Source organism: Clavibacter sp. A6099 (assembly GCF_021919125.1).
GTDB classification, from domain to species: domain Bacteria; phylum Actinomycetota; class Actinomycetes; order Actinomycetales; family Microbacteriaceae; genus Clavibacter; species Clavibacter seminis.
The window spans coordinates 485782-505158 of sequence record NZ_CP083439.1 but is presented as its reverse complement, the minus strand read 5'-3'; the positions used below and the strand labels follow the sequence as shown (position 1 = coordinate 505158).

Here is a 19377-nt window from a genome sequence, read left to right as displayed (position 1 = left end):
TCCGCACCCGGACGTCATCCCCGGTCGTGCCGGCGCCAGGGCGGCATCCCCGCCCCTGGCGCCCGGGATCCGCACCTCCCCGCTCCACAGCACCCGCATCCCCCTGCCGCGCCCGGACCCTCCCGGGGCGGCCGGATCACCGCCTGCGCGCGACGCCGGGCACGATCAGGAAGAAGGACCGTCACCGTGAGCACCTCCAAGCCCGAAGAGCACGCCCCGGACGTCGACCTCGCGGCCGGCGTAGACGCCGCGCCGCCGCTCGACCCCTCGCGCCCCTACCGCACCGGGATCCGCCCGGGCGTCAGCCGCCGCACCGTCCTGCTCGGCGGCGCCGCCGCGATCATGGCGGGCGTGGCCGCCGGATCCGTCGCCGGCGCGCCCGTGGCGGCCACGGCCGCCACCCGCAGGAACCTCACGCGGTCCATCAAGGACGTCGAGCACGTGGTGATCCTCATGCAGGAGAACCGCTCGTTCGACCACTACTTCGGCACGCTGCCGGGCGTCCGCGGCTTCGGCGACAAGCAGGCCGTCGAGTACCCCGGCGGCGGCTCCGTGTTCGCGCAGCCCGACGCCAGCCGCACCGACGGCGGGCACATGCTGCCCTTCCCGCTCGACTCCTCGCGCTTCAACGCGCAGGGCGCCGGCGGCCTCGACCACTCCTGGAAGGGCGGGCACCAGGCCTGGAACGAGGGCGCGTGGGACAACTGGGTCGTCGCGAAGAGCGAGCAGACCATGGGCTACTTCACGAAGGACGACCTCCCCTTCCACCACGCCCTGGCCTCCGCCTTCACGATCGCCGACCACTACCACTGCTCGCTCATCGGCCCGACGACCCCGAACCGCCTGTTCCAGTGGACCGGCACGATCGACCCGCGCGGGAAGGCCGGCGGCCCCGCCATCGACAACCCCGACGATTACGCCCCCGTCTTCGGCTGGACGACCTACCCCGAGCGGCTCCGGCAGGCCGGGGTCACGTGGAAGACCTACGCGAACGACGAGGTCGGCGACGACGGCACGCACCCCTACGTGGGCGACTACGGCGACAACCCGCTGTGGCTGTTCCACCAGTACCACGAGGCGCTCGCCTCGGAGGATCCCGCGACGCGTCAGCTCGCGCTCGACGGCGGGCTCCACGACGGGTGGAAGCCCGACTCCGGCAAGGGACTCGACGTCACGCACCTGCTCGAGGAGTTCGGGAAGGACGCCGCGGCGGGCACGCTGCCCGCGGTGTCGTACGTCGTGGCGCCGTACGGCTGGAGCGAGCACCCGAAGGCCAGCCCCGACTACGGCGCGCACTACACGAACGCCGTGATCCAGGCGCTCATGAGCAACCCGGACACCTGGGCGCGCACGGTGCTCCTCATCAACTACGACGAGAACGACGGCTACTTCGACCACCAGCTGCCGCCGCTCGCCGAGCCCGGCACAGCCGACGAGTACGTGGACGGCCTGCCCGTCGGCTACGGCACGCGCGTGCCGCTCACGGTCGTGTCGCCGTGGAGCCGGGGCGGCTGGGTCGACTCGCAGGTCTTCGACCACACCTCGGTGATCCGGTTCCTCGAGACCTGGACCGGGGTGCACGAGCCCAACATCTCCGACTGGCGACGCACGATCTCGGGCGACCTCACCTCGTGCCTCGACTTCGCGCACCCGGACTTCTCCATCCCGTCCGCCGACGAGGTGCTGCCGATGAGCGCGACACAGGCGCTCGTCGCGGCCGCCGACGCCGACATGGCGAAGCCGCCCGTGCAGGAGCCCGCCGTGGGCGCGCAGCGGATGCCGGAGCAGGAGGCCGGCAGCATGCGCCACCGCCCGCTCCCCTACCGGCAGGACGCCGACGTGGCCGTCGACCGCGCGAGCGGCCGGGTCACGCTGACGATGCGCAACCAGGGCAAGCAGGGCGTCTCGCACCAGGTGTTCCCCAACATCGCGCTGCCGTTCGCGTCGACGCCCTTCACCGTGGCGCCGCGCGGGAAGGCGGCCTACACGTGGGAGAGCTCGGCGCACGAGGGCGCGTACGACTTCAGCCTCTACGGGCCCGACCGGTTCCTGCGCCGCTTCGCCGGCACCGTGGTCGCGGCGGGCACGACCGACGTGCCCGTCCCGCGGGTCACGGCCGAGACGATCCCCGGCGGCAAGGGCGTGCTGCGCCTCACGCTCGCGAACGACGGGACGCCCTCGGTGCACTACACGCTGACGGCCAACGACTTCATCACGCGGGAGCGCCACGAGACCGTGAAGCCCGGACGCAGCACGACGGTGAACTGGCCGGTGGACGAGTGGGGCTACTACGACGTGGTGGTCACCGACGGCGCCGGCTTCCGCTACCGGTACGCGGGTCGCGTGGAGTAGCCGCTCCGATCGCACGACGACGCCGGCCGGCCCCGTGGGGTCCGGCCGGCGTCGTCGTGCGCGGGGTGGGTCAGGCGCGGGCGCGGTCCTCGTCCTCACCCGCGGCGGCAGCGGCGGCGTCCCTCGCACCCCGCGCCGAGCCGATGTGCGCCTCGGACGCGTCCGGGCGCCCGGCCTCCACGAGCTCCAGGTCGAGCGGCCGGGCGGCGCGGACGACGGCCTCCGCGTCGTCGATCCCGAGGCCGACCAGGAGCGGGATCCAGAGGCTGCGCAGGCGCTCGACGGAGTCCTGCGCGGGCGATCTCGGCGAACGGTAGGAGAGCACGCCGAACGTGGCGCTGAGCAGGACGTCGACGACGGCGTCAAGGTCTCCGGCCCGGATGCCCCGGACCGCGAGCTCCGCCTCCAGGTGCTGCCGGGCGAACCCCCACACGTCGAAGCGGCGCTCGACAGCGAGCCCGAGGCGCGGCATGTCCTGCAGCAACCGGATGGCACCCGCGGCGACGGGGCAGACCTCGACGGTGCTGGCGCCCGTGAGGAGGAAGACGATGAGCTCGTGCAGCGCCCCCGGTCGGTCGAGCGCCGCCTCGATGCGGAGCCAGCGCTCCTCCTGGTCCTCGACCACGGCGCCCGCGAGGCTCTCCTTGGACGCGAAGAGGTGGTACCCGATGGCCGACTTGGGCTTGCCCATCGCCTCGGCCACGCGCGAGAACGACGTGCCCTCGTAGCCGTGGGCCGCGAACTGCGCGCCCGCCGCCTCCATGATCTCGCGCCGTGCCCGGGACACCGCCGCCTGCCGCTGGTTCATGTCGCTCCTGTCCGCCCCTGTCCGGGGGTCGAGGAAGGATACCCGTCCCGATCGACGGGAGGCCCACGCCGGGATGAACGGAAGGAGCGGCGTGCGTGGCCGGAGGCCTTCGTCAGACGAGCGACTGACGGACATGCGTCGTTCATGCGGAGGTACCCGTTCGACCCCGGAACGGGGGCATCGCGCCCCTACCGTGCTCGCGGGGCGATGGTCGCCCCTCGATACGGAAGGTCAGTCATGTCCCTCGCATCACCCACAGTCCCGGCGCACTCCCGCCGCTCCGTCCGCCTGCTCGCGGCCGCCGCGACCGTCACCGCGGTCGCCCTCTTCGGGATGGGCGCCGGCGACGCCGCCCAGGCCGCCCCCGCCCACCTCGACCAGTCGGTCGTGGCATCCTCCCTCCTCAACGGCACGTTCGAGCACGACGTGAAGAGCGGCAAGATCACCGCCGACCAGCTCGCCACCGTCGCGACCGAAGGCACCGTCGTCGCCGGCCAGCACATCCCCGCGTGGGCCGCGAAGGGCGAGAGCCACGCGCAGGCCGCCGCCGAGATCCGCGCGGAGATCCAGAACACCGCCCCCTCCCACGCGAACGCGGTGGAGAACGCGGCGATCCAGCAGACGCTCGACTCGAAGGACGGCCGAGCGGTCACGAAGGCGGACGTCGTCGCGCAGGGCAGCGCGGGCAGCATCACCGAGTCGAAGTGGTTCTGGAGCAACCACGAGTGGCACATCCCCGGCTACATCATCAAGACGGCCATCACGGTCGGCGTGGCCGTCTACATCGGCACCATGTGCATCACGCTCGACCTGTCCAAGCTCTCCTGCCTCGCGCTCGGCGTGGTCGTGGGCGGCCTCGGCGAGTTCATCAAGAGCTGGACCTGCGGCCAGGGCTACTACTTCGACTTCCCGAAGGTCTGGAAGTCGCACTGCGGCGCATGACACCTGATCCGGTCTCCTGACCGGGACGCGGGGCGGGGGGGGGGGGGGCCCCCCCCCCCCCCCCCCCGCGGGGGACCCCCCCCCCCCCCCCCCCCCCCCCCCCCCCCCCCCCCCCCCCCCCCCCCCACTTTTCACCCAGAAGACGCCAAACGCGATGGTGTCATGTCTCGTGGGCTCACGCCCCTCGTCCCTCCCACCCGTCGAGGCCCGCGGTCCCGCCGAGCGCCCGCCGACGGAGGGCCGGATCCGCGCCCTCGTCCGCCGCCCGCTGTCGTCCCCCGCGCGATCCGTCGCCCTCGGCACGGGCGCCGTCGCCCTCGTGGCCGTCGCGGCGCTCGTCGCGAGCGCGCTGGCGGGCACCGGATCCGCGTCCGCCAGCGCCACCGCCGACGGCGACCCGGCCGCCGCGCGCGTCGCCGCGGGGCTCCGTGCGATCGACGGGTCGGCCCCGTCGTGGCCCGCCGGCACCTCCGCCGTCCGGGTCGGCGACGCACCCGCGGACGCGACGGTCGCGCTCACGGTGCTGCTGGATCCGGCCCGCCCCGACGCCGCGCCGGCCGTCGCCGCCTGGCTGCGCGACAGCGGCCTCGACGTGGGCGACGCGCGCGACGAGGTGTCCGCGCTGCCCGTCTCCGGCACGCTGGCGCTCGCGTCGCGCGCCTTCGACACCGGGTTCGCCCGGTTCCGCGTCGCCGGCCGGGAGGTCGTCGCCCCCGAGCGGACGCTCGCCGTGCCCGCCGCCCTGGACGCCGTGCGCGGCGTCGCCGGCACCGTGCAGGGCGACGTGCTGATGCCGTCGGACGCGGAGTCGGGCACGGCGCAGGCCGCCGACGACGCGCAGGCGCCCGACGCCACGGACCCCGTGCCCGCGCCGATCCCCGGGCAGGCGAGCGGCGGATCCCCCGCCTCCTCCGCCGACGACGGCACGTGCGCGGCCTGGTGGGGCCAGCGCCTCACCGACGCGTGGCCCGCGTCCGTCGACGTGGCCCACCGCTCGAACTCGCTGTGCGGCTACGGCCCGGCGCAGCTGCGGCGCGTCGACGACGTGCCGGCCGCGGACCGCGGGGCAGGCGCCACCATCGCGATCGTCGCCGCCTACGACGACCCGGACACCCAGGCCGACACCGACACCTACTCCCGCGCGGTCGGCGAGCCCGCCTTCACGGCCGGCCAGTACCGCGACCACCCGTCCGCCTCGCCGCGCACCGGCATCTGCGGCGGACCCACCGCATGGACCGACGAGCAGCACCTCGACGTGCAGGCGGTCCACGCGATGGCGCCCGACGCGGCCGTCTCCTACTGGGGCGCGGACGACTGCACGAGCACGAGCCTCTACACGCGGATCCTCGACGCGGTGGAGGAGGCGCCCGACGTGATCAGCCTGTCCTTCGGCGCGATGGAGGGCCTCGACACGGCGGACGACCGCGAGCTGCTGAACCGCGTGCTCGTGGAGGCGGCGTCGCGCGACGTGTCCGTCTTCGCGTCCACCGGCAACGACGGCGACTACAGCGGCGTCGGCGACCACGGCGGGAACGCGACCGTGGCGTCGCCCGCGTCGAGCCCGTACGTCACGGCGGTCGGCGCGACGAGCACCGGCCTCGCCGAGGACGGATCCATCGCCGTCGAGGCGGGCTGGGAGACCGAGACCCGCTTCGCGCGCAACGGCGCGCTGATCCCGCCGGGCTTCGCGTTCGGCGCGGGCGGCGGCCAGTCGGCCGAGTACGCGCGGCCCACCTGGCAGGCCGACCGGCTCGCCGTCGCGGGCACCGGGCGGCTGCTGCCGGACGTGGCCTCGCTCGGGGATCCGAACACGGGCTTCATCACCTACGGGCCGCACAAGGGCCGCACCCAGTACGCGGCGCACGGCGGCACGAGCCTCGCGACGCCGATGGTCGCCTCCATGGTCGCGATCTCCAAGGCCGTCACCGGCCGGCGCTTCGGGCTCGCGAGCCCCGCGCTCTACGCGCTGATGGGCACGGGCGCGCTGCGCGACGTGCAGCCGGCGTCCGCGGCCACGTGGTCGCCGAAGGGCCCGTCGGCGGGAGCGCTGTGGCCCGAGACGCTCTTCCTCTGGGACACGGGGAGGCAGGGACTGCGTTCCGCCCCCGGCTGGGACGACGTGACCGGGGCCGGCGTGCCCGCGGGCCGCGCGTTCATCGAGGGCCTCGGCGCGGAGGCGGGACGATGAGCCGGGCGATGCGCGGATCCACCTCGCGCCTGAGCCTCGGACTCCTCGGCGCGACCGGTGCGGCAGGAGCCGCCGCGCTCGCGGCGCTCCTCGCGCTCGGCGGGCTCGCGCCCCTCGCGGCGCACGCGGCCGACGTCGTGCTCGCGCGCGCGTCCGGCGTGGAGATCATCGACATCGACGGCGACACGCTCACGTCGCCGACGCCCCTGGCCGAGTGGTCAGCGGGCGCCGCGGTGACGCGCGCCGCCGCGTCCACCGGCGACGTGCTGAAGCTGAACACGACGCGCACGACCGGCCTCTCCTCCACCGCCGGTCCGACGGGCGCGTCCAGCACCATCGCGACAGGCGAGCTCACGCTCCGCGACCGGCCCGCGATCGTCTTCTCGGGCCTCGCCGTGTCGTGCACGCCGGGTGGCGCGCCCGCCGTGCACGTGGATCGGCTCACCATCGGCGGCGTGGACGTGACCGCCGACGCGAACGCGACGCCGGGCTGGTCGCGTGACCTGCCGGAGTCGGTCTACGGCGCGACCCGCGTCATCGTGGGATCCACCGCGGCGGGCGACGACGGATCCGCGACCACCGTCGGCATCGACGTGGAGGCGGAGGCCGGGGCGTCGGAGATCTGGCGCGTGCGCGCCGGATCCGTGACGTGCGCGGCGGCCGCCGCCGTGCCGGTGCCGACGCCGTCGGCCTCGCCGACGCCTGCGCCCGACCCGGATCCGACGCCGGCCCCCGGCCCGACGCCCGCGCCGGATCCCGCGCCCGCCCCCGCATCCGGCCGCGTCGCGACGGGCGTCACCGTCACGGCCCCCGACGGCACGCGCGTGATCGACGGGCAGCCGCGCGTCGACGGCCTCGACCGCTCCGCCACCGCCGACGCGCTCGCCGCGTCGGACGGATCACCGGAGCACGCCGCATCCGTCCGCGTCGAGACCGGCGCGGACGGCACGACCACGGTCGGCGTCGGCTCGTTCGAGCAGGTGCCGGGATCCCCCGCCGACCCGCTCGCCGAGTACCGCTGGACGGCGTTCCGGGTCTACGGCCTCACCGCCACGATCACGCCCGCGGGCGTCGTCTCGACCGAGTTCGCGGATCCCGGCAGCGCGGTCTTCGTGGACGGCCGCTGGATCGACACCACGACCGACCTCTACACGGGCGTCGACGAGCAGGGCGCGCCCCGCGTGACCGTCGCGTTCGGCGAGCGCGAGACGGCGGCCGACGGCACGGTCACCGTCACCGCCGTGCACTACCGCGACCTCACGGGTGCGCACCCGGACGTGCGCCTCGGCACGGTCGTCGTTCCGCCCGCTGCCGGGCAGGTCGTGGGCGCGTATGGGGTCGGCGTCACCGCGGCCGACGGCACGGTGCTCGTCGCGCCGCAGCCGGTCGCGACCGTCGCGGCGCCGCATGCCTCGGCGGACGCCGTGACCGGCACGGGGACGGATCCCGACACCTCGTCGGCCGTCGCCGTCGACCTCGGCACGGGCGACGCCGCGGGCACCGCGACCGTCGACGTGGGCGCGTTCCGGCAGGTGCCCGGCACCTCCACGGATCCGCTCGCCGACTACCGCTGGCCGGCCCTGCGGGTGAACGGCCTGCACGCGGCCGTCTCCGCCGCGGGCGCCATGACCGTGTCCTTCGCGGATGCGGGGAACGCGGTCTTCGTCAACGGCGTGTGGATCGACACCACGACCGACCTCTACACGGGCGTCGACGAGCAGGGCGCCCCGCGCGTCGAGGTCCGGTTCGGCGAGCGGTCGGTGGCCGCCGACGGGACGGTGACGCTGACGGCGCTGCACTACCGCGACCTCACCGGCCGCCACCCCGAGGTGCGGCTGGGAGTGGTGACCGTGGCGGCGGGCGGCTCGACGACGCCCACGCCGGATCCGTCGCCGACGCCCGTCCCGATCGTGCCGGACACCGCGCCTGCGGGCTGGTCGGCGTACGGGATCCGCGCGACCGGGCCCAGCGCCGTCGCGGCGACGCCCGTGGCGCGGCCGGAGGCCGACGCGACCGCGACCGCGACGGTCACGGGGCTCGCCCCGGACGCCCTCGCGGCGAGCGACGCCACCGCCTCAGCGGCCGGCGGCACCGCGGCCGACACCGCTGCGGCCGACACCGCCGGGGACGGCGCCGCCGGCCAGATCCGCGCCTCGGGGATCCGGCTCGCGTCCGCCCGCGGGTCCGGCAGCGCCGCCCTCGACGACGTGGACCTCTACCCGGGCAGCCGCGTGGCCGTCCGGATCCGCGGCCTGCGCGTCGCGGTCGACGGCGGCACGGCGCGCGTCTCGAGCGACGGCGGCCTCATCGCCGGGCAGGCGCTCGCGGCCGGCGACATCGCCCCGGGGACGCGGTTCGCGCTGCCCGACGGCGGATCCGTGCTGCTCGCGGAGGACGTCACCGCGTCCGCCGCGCGCACCGTCACGGGCCTGCACCTCGTCGACGCCTCCGGGCTCGCCGCGGACGTGGCGGCCGGGGTGGTCACCACGGCCGCGGTGCCGGTCGACCCGTCGGGCGGATCCGCGTCCGGCACGGGGTCCGGCACGGGATCCGGCGCCGCCGGCACCGCTCCCGGCACCTCGGCGGGCGGCGCATCCGTCACCGGCACGGGCGCGCTCGCGTCCGGAGCGCTGTCGGCGGACGGATCCAGCCCCGCCGGCACGTCCGGCGCGAGCGCCCGCGGATCGCTGCCGCGCACGGGGTCGTCGCCCGCGTCGGCGCTCGCCCTCGCGGCGCTGCTGCTGGTCGTCGGATCCGCGGCCGCGCTGGAGGCCCGACGCCGGCGACGCGCTCACCAGGGACGCCGCCCCGCGCGCGCCTGACCGGACGCGTCCGGCCGCGCACGAGCCGCCGCCCTCCGTCCCGCACCCCGCGGGCCGGAGGGCGGCGCGCGTCACCAGCGGAGCAGCAGCACGTCGGATCCGCCCTCGCGCCCCACGGCCACGAAGCCGAGCGAATCGTAGAGCGCGCGGGCGCGGTCGTTGCCGTCCTCCACGCTGAGGCTCACGGCCGGGGCGCCCGACGCGCGGACCGCCTCGACGAGCGCCACGAGCAGCGCCCGCCCGAGCCCCCGCCCGCGTGCCGACGGCACGAGCGCCATGCCCAGCTCGGGGATGTCCGGCGCGACGAAGCCGTAGCCGCGGTCGTCGTCGGCGTAGAGGCGCGCCCACGCGGCGCCCACCGGGTCCCCGGCGACCTCCGCGACCACGCCCACGTCGCCCGCGCGCGGCCAGCCGGACACGTAGTGGGCGAGCTCCGGGGTCGCGAGCATGCGCTCGCGGGTCATGGATCCGTCGCCGCGCCAGTCCATCGACGCCAGCAGCATGTCCTCGAGGAACGCGAGGTCGTCGGCGCGCGCGGGGCGGAGGTCCGCGTCCGCCGCGGTCACGCCGGCTCCCCGTCCCCCGGAGCAGCCGGAGCGCCCGGCACCACGCGCGACTCCAGCCAGCTGCGCAGATCGGCGACCACCTCGTCGCGGTTCGTCTCGTTGTAGATCTCGTGCCGAGCGCCCGGGTAGACGATGAGCAGCACGTCGCTGAGGCGCGAGCGCCTGCTGTAGTCGCGGGCGAGCAGCTGCATGCCGCGGCGGCCGCCGAGCGAGTCCTCCTCGCCGCCCTGGATGAGCACCGGCAGGTCGGTCGCGAGCCTCCGCGGCGGGCGGCCCATGATCTGCAGCGAGTCGCGCATCCGGTACGGCTTGAGCGCGTTCACGTCGAAGTCGCGGTCGTCGGCGCCGAACGCGCGCTGCGCCTCCGGATCCCGCGACAGCCACTCGAATCCGGATGCGGCCGGGTGCCGCCAGCGCTTGTTGAGGTCGCCCGTGTTGATGACGCCGGGCATCGCGAGCGACGCCCCGCTCAGCACGAGCCCCGCGTAGAGCCCGGACGCGCGCGCCACGATGCGCTGCGCGAGGAGCGCGCCCCAGCTGTGGCCGAGGAGCACGAGCGGGAGCTCGGGGTGCTCGCGCCGGAGCTGCTCGCTCACCAGCTGGATCCCGTCGAGCGCGGCCAGGTGCCGCCTCGGCCCCAGCACCCCGATGCCGAGGTGCCCGAGGCCGGTGGCGCCGTGCCCGCGGTGGTCGTCGGCCGCGACCGTGAAGCCCGCGGCGTTCAGCTCCCGCGCGAGCCGGATGTAGCGCAGCGCGTGCTCGCCGACGCCGTGCGCGATGTGCACGACGCCCCGCGGGCGCTCGGCCTCCCACACGTAGTAGTGGAGGGTCACGCCCTCCGCGTCCACGATGGTGCGGTGGTCGGCTCCGCCGGTGGAGCGCTCGTCGTCGGGCATGGATCCAGACTAGGGGCGCTCCCGCCCGGCACCCCCGATCGGGAGGCGCGCGGGATCAGGACTCCCGCGTGATCTCCACCCGCACGAACAGCTTCGACCGGAACGGCCCCGCGTAGATCCCGCGCAGGGGCGCCACGTCACGGTAGTCGCGGCCGCGGCCGACGAGCACGTGCCGGTCGCCGATGTCGATGAGGTTGGTGGGATCCCAGCCGCGCCACTCGCCGCAGAACCACTCGACCCACGCGTGGGACTCGCCCGTGACGGTCTCGCCGACTGCCGCGTTCGGCTTCGGGTGCAGGTAGCCGCTGACGTAGCGCGCGGGGATCCCGACGTGCCGGAGCGCGCCGATGACGATGTGCGTGATGTCCTGGCAGACGCCGCGCCCCTGTTCCCACGCCTCGCGCGCGGTCGACTGCACGCTCGTGACGCCGGCCATGTACTCGACCTTCTCGCCGATCGCGCGGGCGATCTCCGCGGCCGCCTCGCACGGCGTGCCCGCGCCGCCCGCGATCTCCTCCGCGAGCGCGCGGACCTCCTCGTGCGGCTCGGTGCGCATCGTCTGCGCGACCTGCTCCACGTGCTCGGTGGCCCGCTCCACGTCGACCGCGAGGTCGTCCCAGCCGAGCTGGTGCGGCTCGTGCGTGCGCGGCCGCACCTCGACGAGGCTCGTCGCCGTGAGCTCGAGCGAGCGGTGGGGGCTGAGGATCTCGAAGGAGGAGACCCGCGTGCCGAAGTAGTCGACGTACGTGTGGTGCCCCGGCTTCGGCTGGATGTCGAGGTTCGAGTACAGGACGAACTGGTTCTCGCTCGAGACGGGCAGCATCCGCGCCTCGTTGTACGAGGCGGTCACCTCGCCCTCGTAGTGGAAGCCGGTCCGGTGGGTGATGCGCAGGCGGTTCACGAGTTCTCTCCGACCCAGCTGGGTGCCGCGTTGGTGGGGAAGTAGCGCTGGCGTACCGCCTCGCTGGTGGCGGATGTCGCCTCCTGCACGGCGTCCATGAAGCGCGGGAGGTCGTCGAGGATCTCCTGGATGGGCCGGTACTCCAGCTCGCTCCGGATCTGCCCGAGCAGCCGCTGCGCCTGGTCGGACACCCCGAGGCGGTCGGTGCGCGGCTCGATGTCGTGCAGGCACTGCTCGGCGCGGCGGATCGAGTGGGTGATCGACCGGGGGAACAGCCGGTCGAGCAGCAGGAACTCGGCCGCGTTGCGGGCGCTCGGCACGCCGCGGTACGTGCGGAGGTACGCCTCGTACGCGCCGCAGGAGCGGAGGATCGTGGTCCACGACGGGCCGCTCGCCTCGGTGAGGGCGCGCGTGGCGAGGAGCCGGGCCGTCATGTCCGCGCGCTCGATGGATCTCCCGAGAGTGAAGAACTGCCACGCCTCGTCGCGGCTCGTGCCCGACTCGACCAGCCCGACCGCGAGGGCCGAGCGCTCGCGCACCCAGCCGAAGAACTCGTGCACGCGGTCGTTGGCGATCTTCCGCGGCATCCGGGCGCGCGTCGTGTTGAGGCACTCCCAGAGCTCCGACGAGACGATCTCGCGGGCGCGGCGGGCGTTCTCCCGCGCGGCGCCGAGGGAGTAGGCGATGGAGGCGGGCTGCGTGCGGTCCACCGCGAGGAGCGCGAGCACGTCGTCCCGGCCGAGGACGTCCTCGGAGGGCACGTCGCTGCCCATCACGCTGAGGAGCGAGCGGCAGGCGGTGTCCTCGTCGATCCACGGATCCTCCAGCAGGAGCTGCAGGTGCACGTCGAGGATGCGGGCGGTGCCGTCCGACCGCTCGATGTAGCGGCCGATCCAGAACAGCGACTCGGCGATGCGCGACAGCATGGGCATCAGCGGTCCCCCTCGGCGGTGGTGGTGCGGGCGTCGGCGGCGCGTGCGGCGGCATCGGCATCGGCGTCGGGCGCCGCGGCCTGCTGCTGCTGCTCGTGCTGGTCGCGGTTGCGCGGCCGGTCGTGCGGCGACTGGTCGGGCGCCTTCTCCCCGTTCTGGATGATGGGTATCGACGTGGTCACCGCGGCCTGGTCGGCCACGAGCGTCTGCACGCTGCGCTCGCGCGTGGCCGCAGGGAAGCCGGAGTCGCCGACGACCCAGGTGTCCTTGGATCCGCCCCCCTGGCTGCTGTTCACCACGAGCTGGCCCTCGGGGAGCGCGACGCGCGTGAGCCCGCCGGGCAGCACCCAGATGTCGCGGCCGTCGTTCACGGCGAAGGGCCGGAGGTCGGCGTGCCGCGGGCGCATCCCGTCCTCGACGAGCGTGGGGATGGTGCTGAGCTGCACGACGGGCTGCGCGATCCAGCCGCGCGGGTCCTTGAGCAGGCGCGCGCGCAGCTCGGCGAGCTCGCCCGCGCTGGCGGCGGGGCCGACCACGAGGCCCTTGCCGCCGGATCCGTCGACGGGCTTCACCACGAGCTCCGGCAGCCGGTCGAGCACCTCCTCGAGCGAGTCGGGCTCCTCGAGGCGCCAGGTGTCGACGTTCGGGATGATCGCGTCCTCGGCCAGGTAGTAGCGGATGAGGTCGGGCAGGTACGTGTAGACGAGCTTGTCGTCGGCGACGCCGTTGCCCACCGCGTTCGCGATGGTGACGTTGCCGAGGCGGGCCGCCAGCATGAGGCCGGGCGATCCGAGCATGGAGTCGGCGCGGAACTGCAGCGGATCCAGGAACTCGTCGTCGACGCGGCGGTAGATGACGTCGACGCGCATGGGACCGCCCGTGGTGCGCATCCAGACGCGGCCGCCGGAGCAGAACAGGTCGCGGCCCTCGACGAGCTCGACGCCCATGAGCCGCGCGAGCAGCGTGTGCTCGAAGTAGGCGCTGTTGTAGACGCCGGGCGTGAGGACCACGACGTTCGGATCCTCGACGCCGTCGGGCGCGCTCGCGCGGAGCGCCTGCAGGAGCTTGTTCGGGTAGTCGCCGACGGGACGGACGCGCATCGAGACGAACAGCTCCGGCAGGGTTTGCGCCATGACGCGGCGGTTCGAGATGACGTAGCTGACGCCGGAGGGGACGCGCACGTTGTCCTCGAGGACGCGCATCTCGCCGGCCTCGTCGCGCACGAGGTCGATGCCGGAGACCTGGATGCGCACGCCGTTGGCCGGGTCGATGCCGGCGGCCTGGCGGTGGAAGTGGCTGGACGAGCTGATGAGGCGGGCGGGGATCACGCCGTCGCGGATCGCGCGCTGCGGCCCGTACACGTCGGCGAGGAACGCCTCGAGCGCCCGGACCCGCTGCGCCACGCCCTTCTCGAGCCGGCTCCACTCGGCCTGCTCGATGACGCGCGGCACGGCGTCGAGCGGGAACGGCCGCTCCTCGCCCGCGAAGTCGAAGGTGACGCCCTGCGCGAGGTAGCTGGTGGCGAGCGCGTCGGTGCGGTCCTTCAGCTCCTCCTTGGTCATGCGGGAGAGCGCCGCGTGGATCTCGCGGTAGGCCGCCCGCGCGACGGCGGGCTCCCCGGCGACCGGCGGATCCCGGAACATCTCGTCGAACGGCATCGCGCCACCGGAGGCGCGGCGTGCGGCCGCGAGCGTGCCGTATCCCTCGAACAGATCACCCATGCCGGGAGCGTAGCCGGGCTGTGTGTCCGGTTTGTTACCTGGCGCGGCGGGCGGAGGCGACGCGGATCAGGCGTCGGTGCGCTTGAGGATGTGCGCGGGGATGGCGATGGACGCCGAGACGAGCAGGATGCCGGCGAAGAAGCTCAGCAGCTCGAAGCCCTCGATGTAGAACGCGAACGCGAACAGCGCCATGCCGCCCAGGAAGAGGGCGAACGCGATGATGAAAGCGACGATGTTCACGAGGGCACCTGATCCATTTCCGAGACTGTGGGCGACCGCCACGCCGGGGCGCGCACGCGGTCACCGACGAGTCTACGAGATCGCGGGACGGGCGTCGCCCGGCCGGAGGACCGGATCCGGCGACCGGCTCAGCGCGCGGCCTGCTCCGGCCGGATCCCGCCGGCCAGCGCCTGGTACGCGCGCTGCGGACCGGGCGAGCGCGTGAGCGACGTCGCGATGGCGTCGAGCCCGGCGCGCTGCGCGCCCGACGGGTTGAGCAGGAGCTTCGCCGCCTGCCGCAGCTCGGTGACGGTCGCGACGTTCGGGGCGAGCGCGATGCCGAGCCCCGCATCCTCGAGGGCCGCGGCCCCCGCGAACTGGTCGGTCGAGAGCGGCAGCACGAGCATCGGGACGCCCGCGGTCGCCGCCTCGGTGACGGAGTTGTTGCCCCCGTGCGTGACCGCGAGGTCGGCGTGGGCGAGCAGCGTCACCTGCGGCAGGAACGGGCGGACGAGCCAGTCGGACGGGATGTCGCCGAGCTCGGCCCGGTCGGTGGATCCGGTCGCGAGGGCCACGCGCACGTCCAGGTCGCGCAGGGCCGCCGCGATGCGGGCGAGCACGTCGCCGCGCACGGAGAGGAAGCTGCCGAGCGACACGTAGACGATGGGGTCGCCGCCCGCGTCGATCCAGTCGCGCACCTCGGCCTCGGGGGCCTCGCGGCGCACGGCCGAGCCGATGAAGGCGTGCGGCGGCAGGAGCTCGGAGCGGTCGGGGTCGTGCAGCTCCTCGGGGTAGTTGAGCAGGAGCACGTCGCCGGCCTCGGCGAACGCGTCGCGGCTCGGGCGCATCGACGGCGCGAGGATCGCGAGGGCGTCGTTCCACTGCGCGGTGAAGCGGTCGCGCACGCGCTCGCACAGCGCGTGGAGCTCGTCGAGGTCCTCCTCCTCGGGCTCGAACGCAGCGGGCCACGCGGGCGGGAAGCCGTAGACCTCGTCGCCGACGGGCAGGGCGCTCGGATGACCGAGCACGACGTCGGCGTGGCGGGTGCCCGAGGCGAGGAGCGCGAGGCGGGCGCTGAAGGCGAGGTGGTCGACGATCACCTGGTCGGGGCGCACCTCGTCGAGGATGCGCTGCACGGCGCGCGCGGTCTCCACGGGCTCCCACAGCAGGTCGTCGCTCCGGGCCTCTGCCTGGAAGCGCAGGGTCTCGACCATGCCGCGGCGCGTGGCGGCGAAGAAGCCGCGGAGGGCGTCGTCCTCGCCGGTCGGCTGGTCCTCGGCCTTGATGGTGCCGGGGTTGGATCCGCGGCCGAGGCGGAGGTCGACCCGCTCGAAGCCGGAGGCCTCGACGATGCCGGCGGTCGCGGATCCGGTCGCCACGACCACGCGCTCGCCGGCCTGCTGCCAGGCCGACGCGAGCGTGATGAGGGGGAAGAGGTGGGACGCGTAGTCCGGGCTGATGACGAGCAGGGTCATGAGGCGCTGAGCTCCCAGAGGGTTCGGTCGTCGGCTGCGGCGACGTCGCGGTAGACGCGGGACAGGGTGCCCGCCATGGCCTGGATGGTGAAGGTGCGGGCGACCATGTCACGGGCGCGGTCGGCGGCGGCCTCCGCGTCGGGGCCGGCCGCGATGTCGAGGGCGCGGGCGATCCCGGTGGCGAGCTCTCCCGGATCCGTCGTGTCGACGAGGAGGCCGGTCACGCCGTCCTCCACGTAGGTCGCGGGTCCGCCGGACGCGGGCGCGACGACGGGCAGGCCCATCGACATCGCCTCGAGGAGCGCGACGCCGAACTCCTCCTTGATGCTCGCGCACGCGTACGCGCCGCCCGGCGCCGTGAGCCCGGGGCGGCCGTAGCGGACGGCGGCGAGCCAGCGCGTGACCGTGTCGTTGCCGCGGTGGCCGGCGAGGAGGAGGCCGTGGCGGGCCGCGCCAGCGGGGCCGTCGGCACCGGGGACGGCGTCGAGGATCCGCGCGAGCTGCTCGCGCTCCTCGGAGGTCGGCGCGTCGAGGTCGCCGCCCACGATGAGGAGGTTCGCGCGGCCGCTGAGAGCGGGATCCGCCGCCCAGACGTGCGCGAGCTGCGCCATGCCCTTGACCCGGGCGATGCGGCCGACGCTGATGACGAGCGGCAGGCCGCGGCGGTCCTCGGGGAGGCCGCGCAGCAGGTCGTCGAGCTCGACGAACGCGCGGGCGGGCGCGCCGTCCGCATCGGCGCCGAGCATGGCGTCGTCGCGCGAGCGCTCGATGGCGGCGACGTCGATGCCCTCGGCGACGACGCTGTGGCGCTCGGGATGCGCGTCCACGTCGATGCCGACGAGCCGGCGCATGTCGCGCTTCAGCTCCGGCCGCGGGAAGAGGACGGTGTGCGCGGCGTCGGCGGCCAGGCGCTGCACGAGCCGCACGCGGAACCAGTAGTGCTCGCGCGCGTCGACCGCGCCGAAGCCGTCGCGGGTGAGCGCGCCGGAGCGGTCGAGCGCGTCGACGACGCCGTGCGGGTCCGGCGCGACCGTGAAGACGACGGGGATGCCGAGCTCGCGCGCGACCGTGGACGCGGCGAGCGTGCCGACGTCGGCCATGCGGAGGTGCACGGCGTCGACGCGGCCGGCGGCGCGCAGCACACGGCGGATCCCCCGCTCGGCCTCGACGCGGTGCGGCCACGCCTCCGGGAGCGAGCGCGGGCCGCCGAGCATCGGGATGTGCGCGAAGACGTGGCCGTCGTGGCCCGCGGTGACGCGGGCGAGCGAGGCGAGCGCCTGGTCGGGCGTGCCGCGGGAGAGCGTGATGACGCGGTCGACCGGGCGGTCGGGGACCGTCGTCGCGGTCACGTGGTGCGCCGCGGCGGCGCGCCCGGCCGTGCCCGCGGGATCCACGAGCGCGTCGCCGAGGCGCACGAGCAGCGTCGCGATGCCGCCGTTGTCGCCGGCTCCCACGTGCGTGAGGCCGGCGTCGATGTCGGCGTGCAGGAAGAGCTGGACGACGGTGAGGCCGGGCCGCTCCTGCGGCGCCGGGTGGTCGCCGTGCTGCCGCGCGATGTCGAGCACGGCCAGGCGCGCGACCGCGGCCACCTCGTCGTCCCCGCGCGCGATGTCGGCCACGAGGGCCGCGATCCCCTCGCCCGCGGGCCGGTCGCCGAGCGCTGCGACCGCGGCGGACCGGGTGAGCGGGCCCTCGGACGCGGCCGGGGCGATGCGGAGGAGCACGCGCTCGGGGATCCGCCCGGGCACGAGCCCCACGGTCTCCACGAGGCGCGACCGGGGGCCGTCCCCCTGCACGCCGAGCAGCGCGTTCTCGAGCGCCAGCGCGACGTGGTCGGGCGTCGACCCGGCCCACTGCTGCAGGGTGCGCTGGGCGAGCATGCCGGGGAAGCCGCCCTCGACGACCATCGCGACGAGGCCGGACACCGCATCGAAGCGCGGCAGGCGGGTGCCGAACGCCCAGGCGGCGTGCTCGCGGATCCACCGGGTGTCGTGGTCGAGGAGCGCGACGAGCGCGTGGTCGGCGGCCTCGTCGAAGACCTGGGCGAGCGCGTGGATGGCGGCGACGGCCGTGAGCTGGTCGGCGGGATCCGCGGCGGCGCGGGCGAGGAGCCGCACCGCGCGTCCGCCGCCGTCGCGACTGGCGGCGACCGTGAGCTCGTCGGCCTCCTGCATCACGTCGAGGATGCGCGCGGCCTCCGCGACCTGGTCGAGGCTCGTCTGGATCCCCATGCTCGTGCCCCTCCTCGGGTCATTACTCCTCGTGCGGAGCCGAGACGCGCCTCACGCGGGAGCGTTCGCTCCCGGGACAGCCACCCGGCCCTCGCGAGTATTCCCCAGTCTGCTGCGAGAACCCAGCCGGGCGCCCGAGACGCCGGCCCGGACGCCGCCCACCCGGAGGCCCGCGCGACCCCGCGCGTACGCTGGCGACCATGCCCCACCCCGCTCCGCCCACCCCGCAGATCCGCTTCGGCATCGTGGGGAGCGGCTGGCGCAGCGCCTTCTTCCTGCGGATCGCGCGCGCCCTCCCGGAGCGCTTCGCCGTCACCGGGCTCGTGACCCGCAGCGCCGACACCGGCCGGGCGCTCGAGGAGGAGTGGGGGATCCGCACCTTCCGCACCGCGGCCGAGCTGCTCGCCGAGGAGGCACCGTCGTTCGCGGTCGTCTCCGTACCCAGATCCGCCGCGCCAGACGTCATCGCCGACCTCGTGAACCGCGGCGTGGCCGTGCTCACCGAGACGCCGCCCGGCGAGACCGTGGAGGACCTCGAGCGCCTCGACGCGCTCGTGAGGCAGGGCGCGCGGATCGAGGTGGCCGAGCAGTACCCGCTCTCGCCGCTGCTCGCCGCGCAGCTCGCGATCGCGGCCGGCGGGCGGCTCGGGCGGATCAGCCAGGCGACCGTCGCGCAGTGCCACGACTACCACGGCGTCCGCGTGATGCGGCGGGCCCTCGGCATCGGCTTCGAGGACGCGACCATCACCGCGCAGCGCTTCTCGTCGCCGATCGTGGCCGGGCCCGACCGCGACGGCGACCCCGTGCGCGAGGAGATCGTGACCGCAGAGCAGACCACCGCGCGCTTCGACTTCGGCGACCGCCTCGGGGTCTACGACTTCTCCGACCGGCAGTACTTCTCCTGGATCCGCCGCAACCGCCTCCTCGTCCGCGGCGAGCGCGGCGAGATCGTCGACGAGCACGTGAGCTGGCTGCTCGACGCGACGACGCCCACGTGGGCCGACATCGCGCGCGTCGAGACCGGGCAGGGCGGCAACCTCGAGGGGCACCACCTGCGCGGCCTGCTGCTCGGATCCGAGTGGGTCTACGAGAACCCGTTCGCGCCCGGCCGGCTCGCGGACGACGAGATCGCGATCGCGCAGTGCCTCGTCGAGATGCACGCGCACGCGGCCGGCGGCCCGTCCACGAACCCGCTCGCCGAGGCGTCGCAGGACCACCACCTCGCGCTCCTCCTGCACGAGGCCGCGGCCACGGGGAAGCCCGTCCGCAGCACACGGCGGGCGTGGGCGGACTGACGCGCGTTCCCGGCTCGGGCGGTGGTGCC

At 75.1% G+C, this 19377-nt stretch carries 14 protein-coding genes; 5 read left to right on the top strand and 9 right to left on the bottom strand.

All coding sequences use genetic code 11. The annotated features are described in order from the left end of the window. Nucleotides 1-186: 186 nt before the first annotated feature. Nucleotides 187-2352 (top strand): phosphocholine-specific phospholipase C, encoded by a 2166-nt coding sequence (locus KYT88_RS02405; RefSeq protein WP_043585407.1) that lies wholly within the window; start codon nucleotides 187-189, stop codon nucleotides 2350-2352. Between the two features lie 70 nt (nucleotides 2353-2422). Here KYT88_RS02405 and KYT88_RS02400 read toward each other — a convergent pair whose 3' ends face one another. Next, complete coding sequence (locus KYT88_RS02400) at nucleotides 2423-3160, bottom strand: TetR family transcriptional regulator (protein ID WP_043585409.1); 738 nt, start codon at nucleotides 3158-3160, stop codon at nucleotides 2423-2425. A gap of 237 nt (nucleotides 3161-3397) precedes the next feature. On the opposite strand from KYT88_RS02400, the gene KYT88_RS02395 reads away from it, so the two are divergent. The 3 genes from KYT88_RS02395 (at nucleotide 3398) to KYT88_RS02385 (ending at nucleotide 9112) form a co-directional block, all read left to right on the top strand. Next, nucleotides 3398-4102, top strand: coding sequence for a hypothetical protein (locus tag KYT88_RS02395; RefSeq protein WP_043585413.1), 705 nt, complete (start codon nucleotides 3398-3400; stop codon nucleotides 4100-4102). 169 nt (nucleotides 4103-4271) lie between these two features. Then, complete coding sequence (locus KYT88_RS02390; RefSeq protein ID WP_237583748.1) at nucleotides 4272-6290, top strand: S53 family peptidase; 2019 nt, start codon at nucleotides 4272-4274, stop codon at nucleotides 6288-6290. Between the two features lie 8 nt (nucleotides 6291-6298). Then, entirely contained in the window at nucleotides 6299-9112 is a 2814-nt protein-coding gene (locus KYT88_RS02385; protein WP_237583747.1) for a hypothetical protein, read from the top strand. A gap of 71 nt (nucleotides 9113-9183) precedes the next feature. On the opposite strand, the gene KYT88_RS02380 is transcribed toward KYT88_RS02385, so the two are convergent. From KYT88_RS02380 to KYT88_RS02345, 8 genes are all read right to left on the bottom strand, one after another. Next, nucleotides 9184-9678, bottom strand: coding sequence for a GNAT family N-acetyltransferase (locus KYT88_RS02380; protein WP_043585416.1), 495 nt, complete (start codon nucleotides 9676-9678; stop codon nucleotides 9184-9186). Beyond that, nucleotides 9675-10574 (bottom strand): alpha/beta fold hydrolase, encoded by a 900-nt coding sequence (locus KYT88_RS02375; RefSeq protein WP_051629298.1) that lies wholly within the window; start codon nucleotides 10572-10574, stop codon nucleotides 9675-9677. The genes KYT88_RS02380 and KYT88_RS02375 overlap by 4 nt, the downstream gene beginning before the upstream one ends. A gap of 55 nt (nucleotides 10575-10629) precedes the next feature. Next, nucleotides 10630-11475, bottom strand: a complete 846-nt coding sequence (locus KYT88_RS02370) for a transglutaminase family protein (RefSeq protein ID WP_043585421.1) — start codon at nucleotides 11473-11475, stop codon at nucleotides 10630-10632. Then, nucleotides 11472-12401, bottom strand: coding sequence for an alpha-E domain-containing protein (locus KYT88_RS02365; RefSeq protein WP_041464281.1), 930 nt, complete (start codon nucleotides 12399-12401; stop codon nucleotides 11472-11474). Before KYT88_RS02365 ends, KYT88_RS02370 begins: the two co-directional genes overlap by 4 nt. A gap of 5 nt (nucleotides 12402-12406) precedes the next feature. Beyond that, nucleotides 12407-14128: a circularly permuted type 2 ATP-grasp protein gene (locus KYT88_RS02360; RefSeq protein ID WP_043585423.1), complete on the bottom strand. Its 1722-nt coding sequence runs from the start codon at nucleotides 14126-14128 to the stop codon at nucleotides 12407-12409. A 66-nt stretch (nucleotides 14129-14194) separates the two neighbouring features. Beyond that, nucleotides 14195-14368: a hypothetical protein gene (locus KYT88_RS02355; protein WP_012297729.1), complete on the bottom strand. Its 174-nt coding sequence runs from the start codon at nucleotides 14366-14368 to the stop codon at nucleotides 14195-14197. A gap of 128 nt (nucleotides 14369-14496) precedes the next feature. Beyond that, nucleotides 14497-15822: a nucleotide disphospho-sugar-binding domain-containing protein gene (locus KYT88_RS02350; RefSeq protein ID WP_043585431.1), complete on the bottom strand. Its 1326-nt coding sequence runs from the start codon at nucleotides 15820-15822 to the stop codon at nucleotides 14497-14499. After that, complete coding sequence (locus tag KYT88_RS02345) at nucleotides 15819-18053, bottom strand: glycosyltransferase (protein WP_043585432.1); 2235 nt, start codon at nucleotides 18051-18053, stop codon at nucleotides 15819-15821. Before KYT88_RS02345 ends, KYT88_RS02350 begins: the two co-directional genes overlap by 4 nt. A gap of 200 nt (nucleotides 18054-18253) precedes the next feature. Here KYT88_RS02345 and KYT88_RS02340 point away from each other — a divergent pair, with 200 nt between their 5' ends. Beyond that, the gene (locus tag KYT88_RS02340; protein ID WP_043585434.1) at nucleotides 18254-19348 is read left to right on the top strand and encodes a Gfo/Idh/MocA family protein; all 1095 of its coding nucleotides are present in this window, start codon (nucleotides 18254-18256) and stop codon (nucleotides 19346-19348) included. Nucleotides 19349-19377 lie beyond the last annotated feature (29 nt).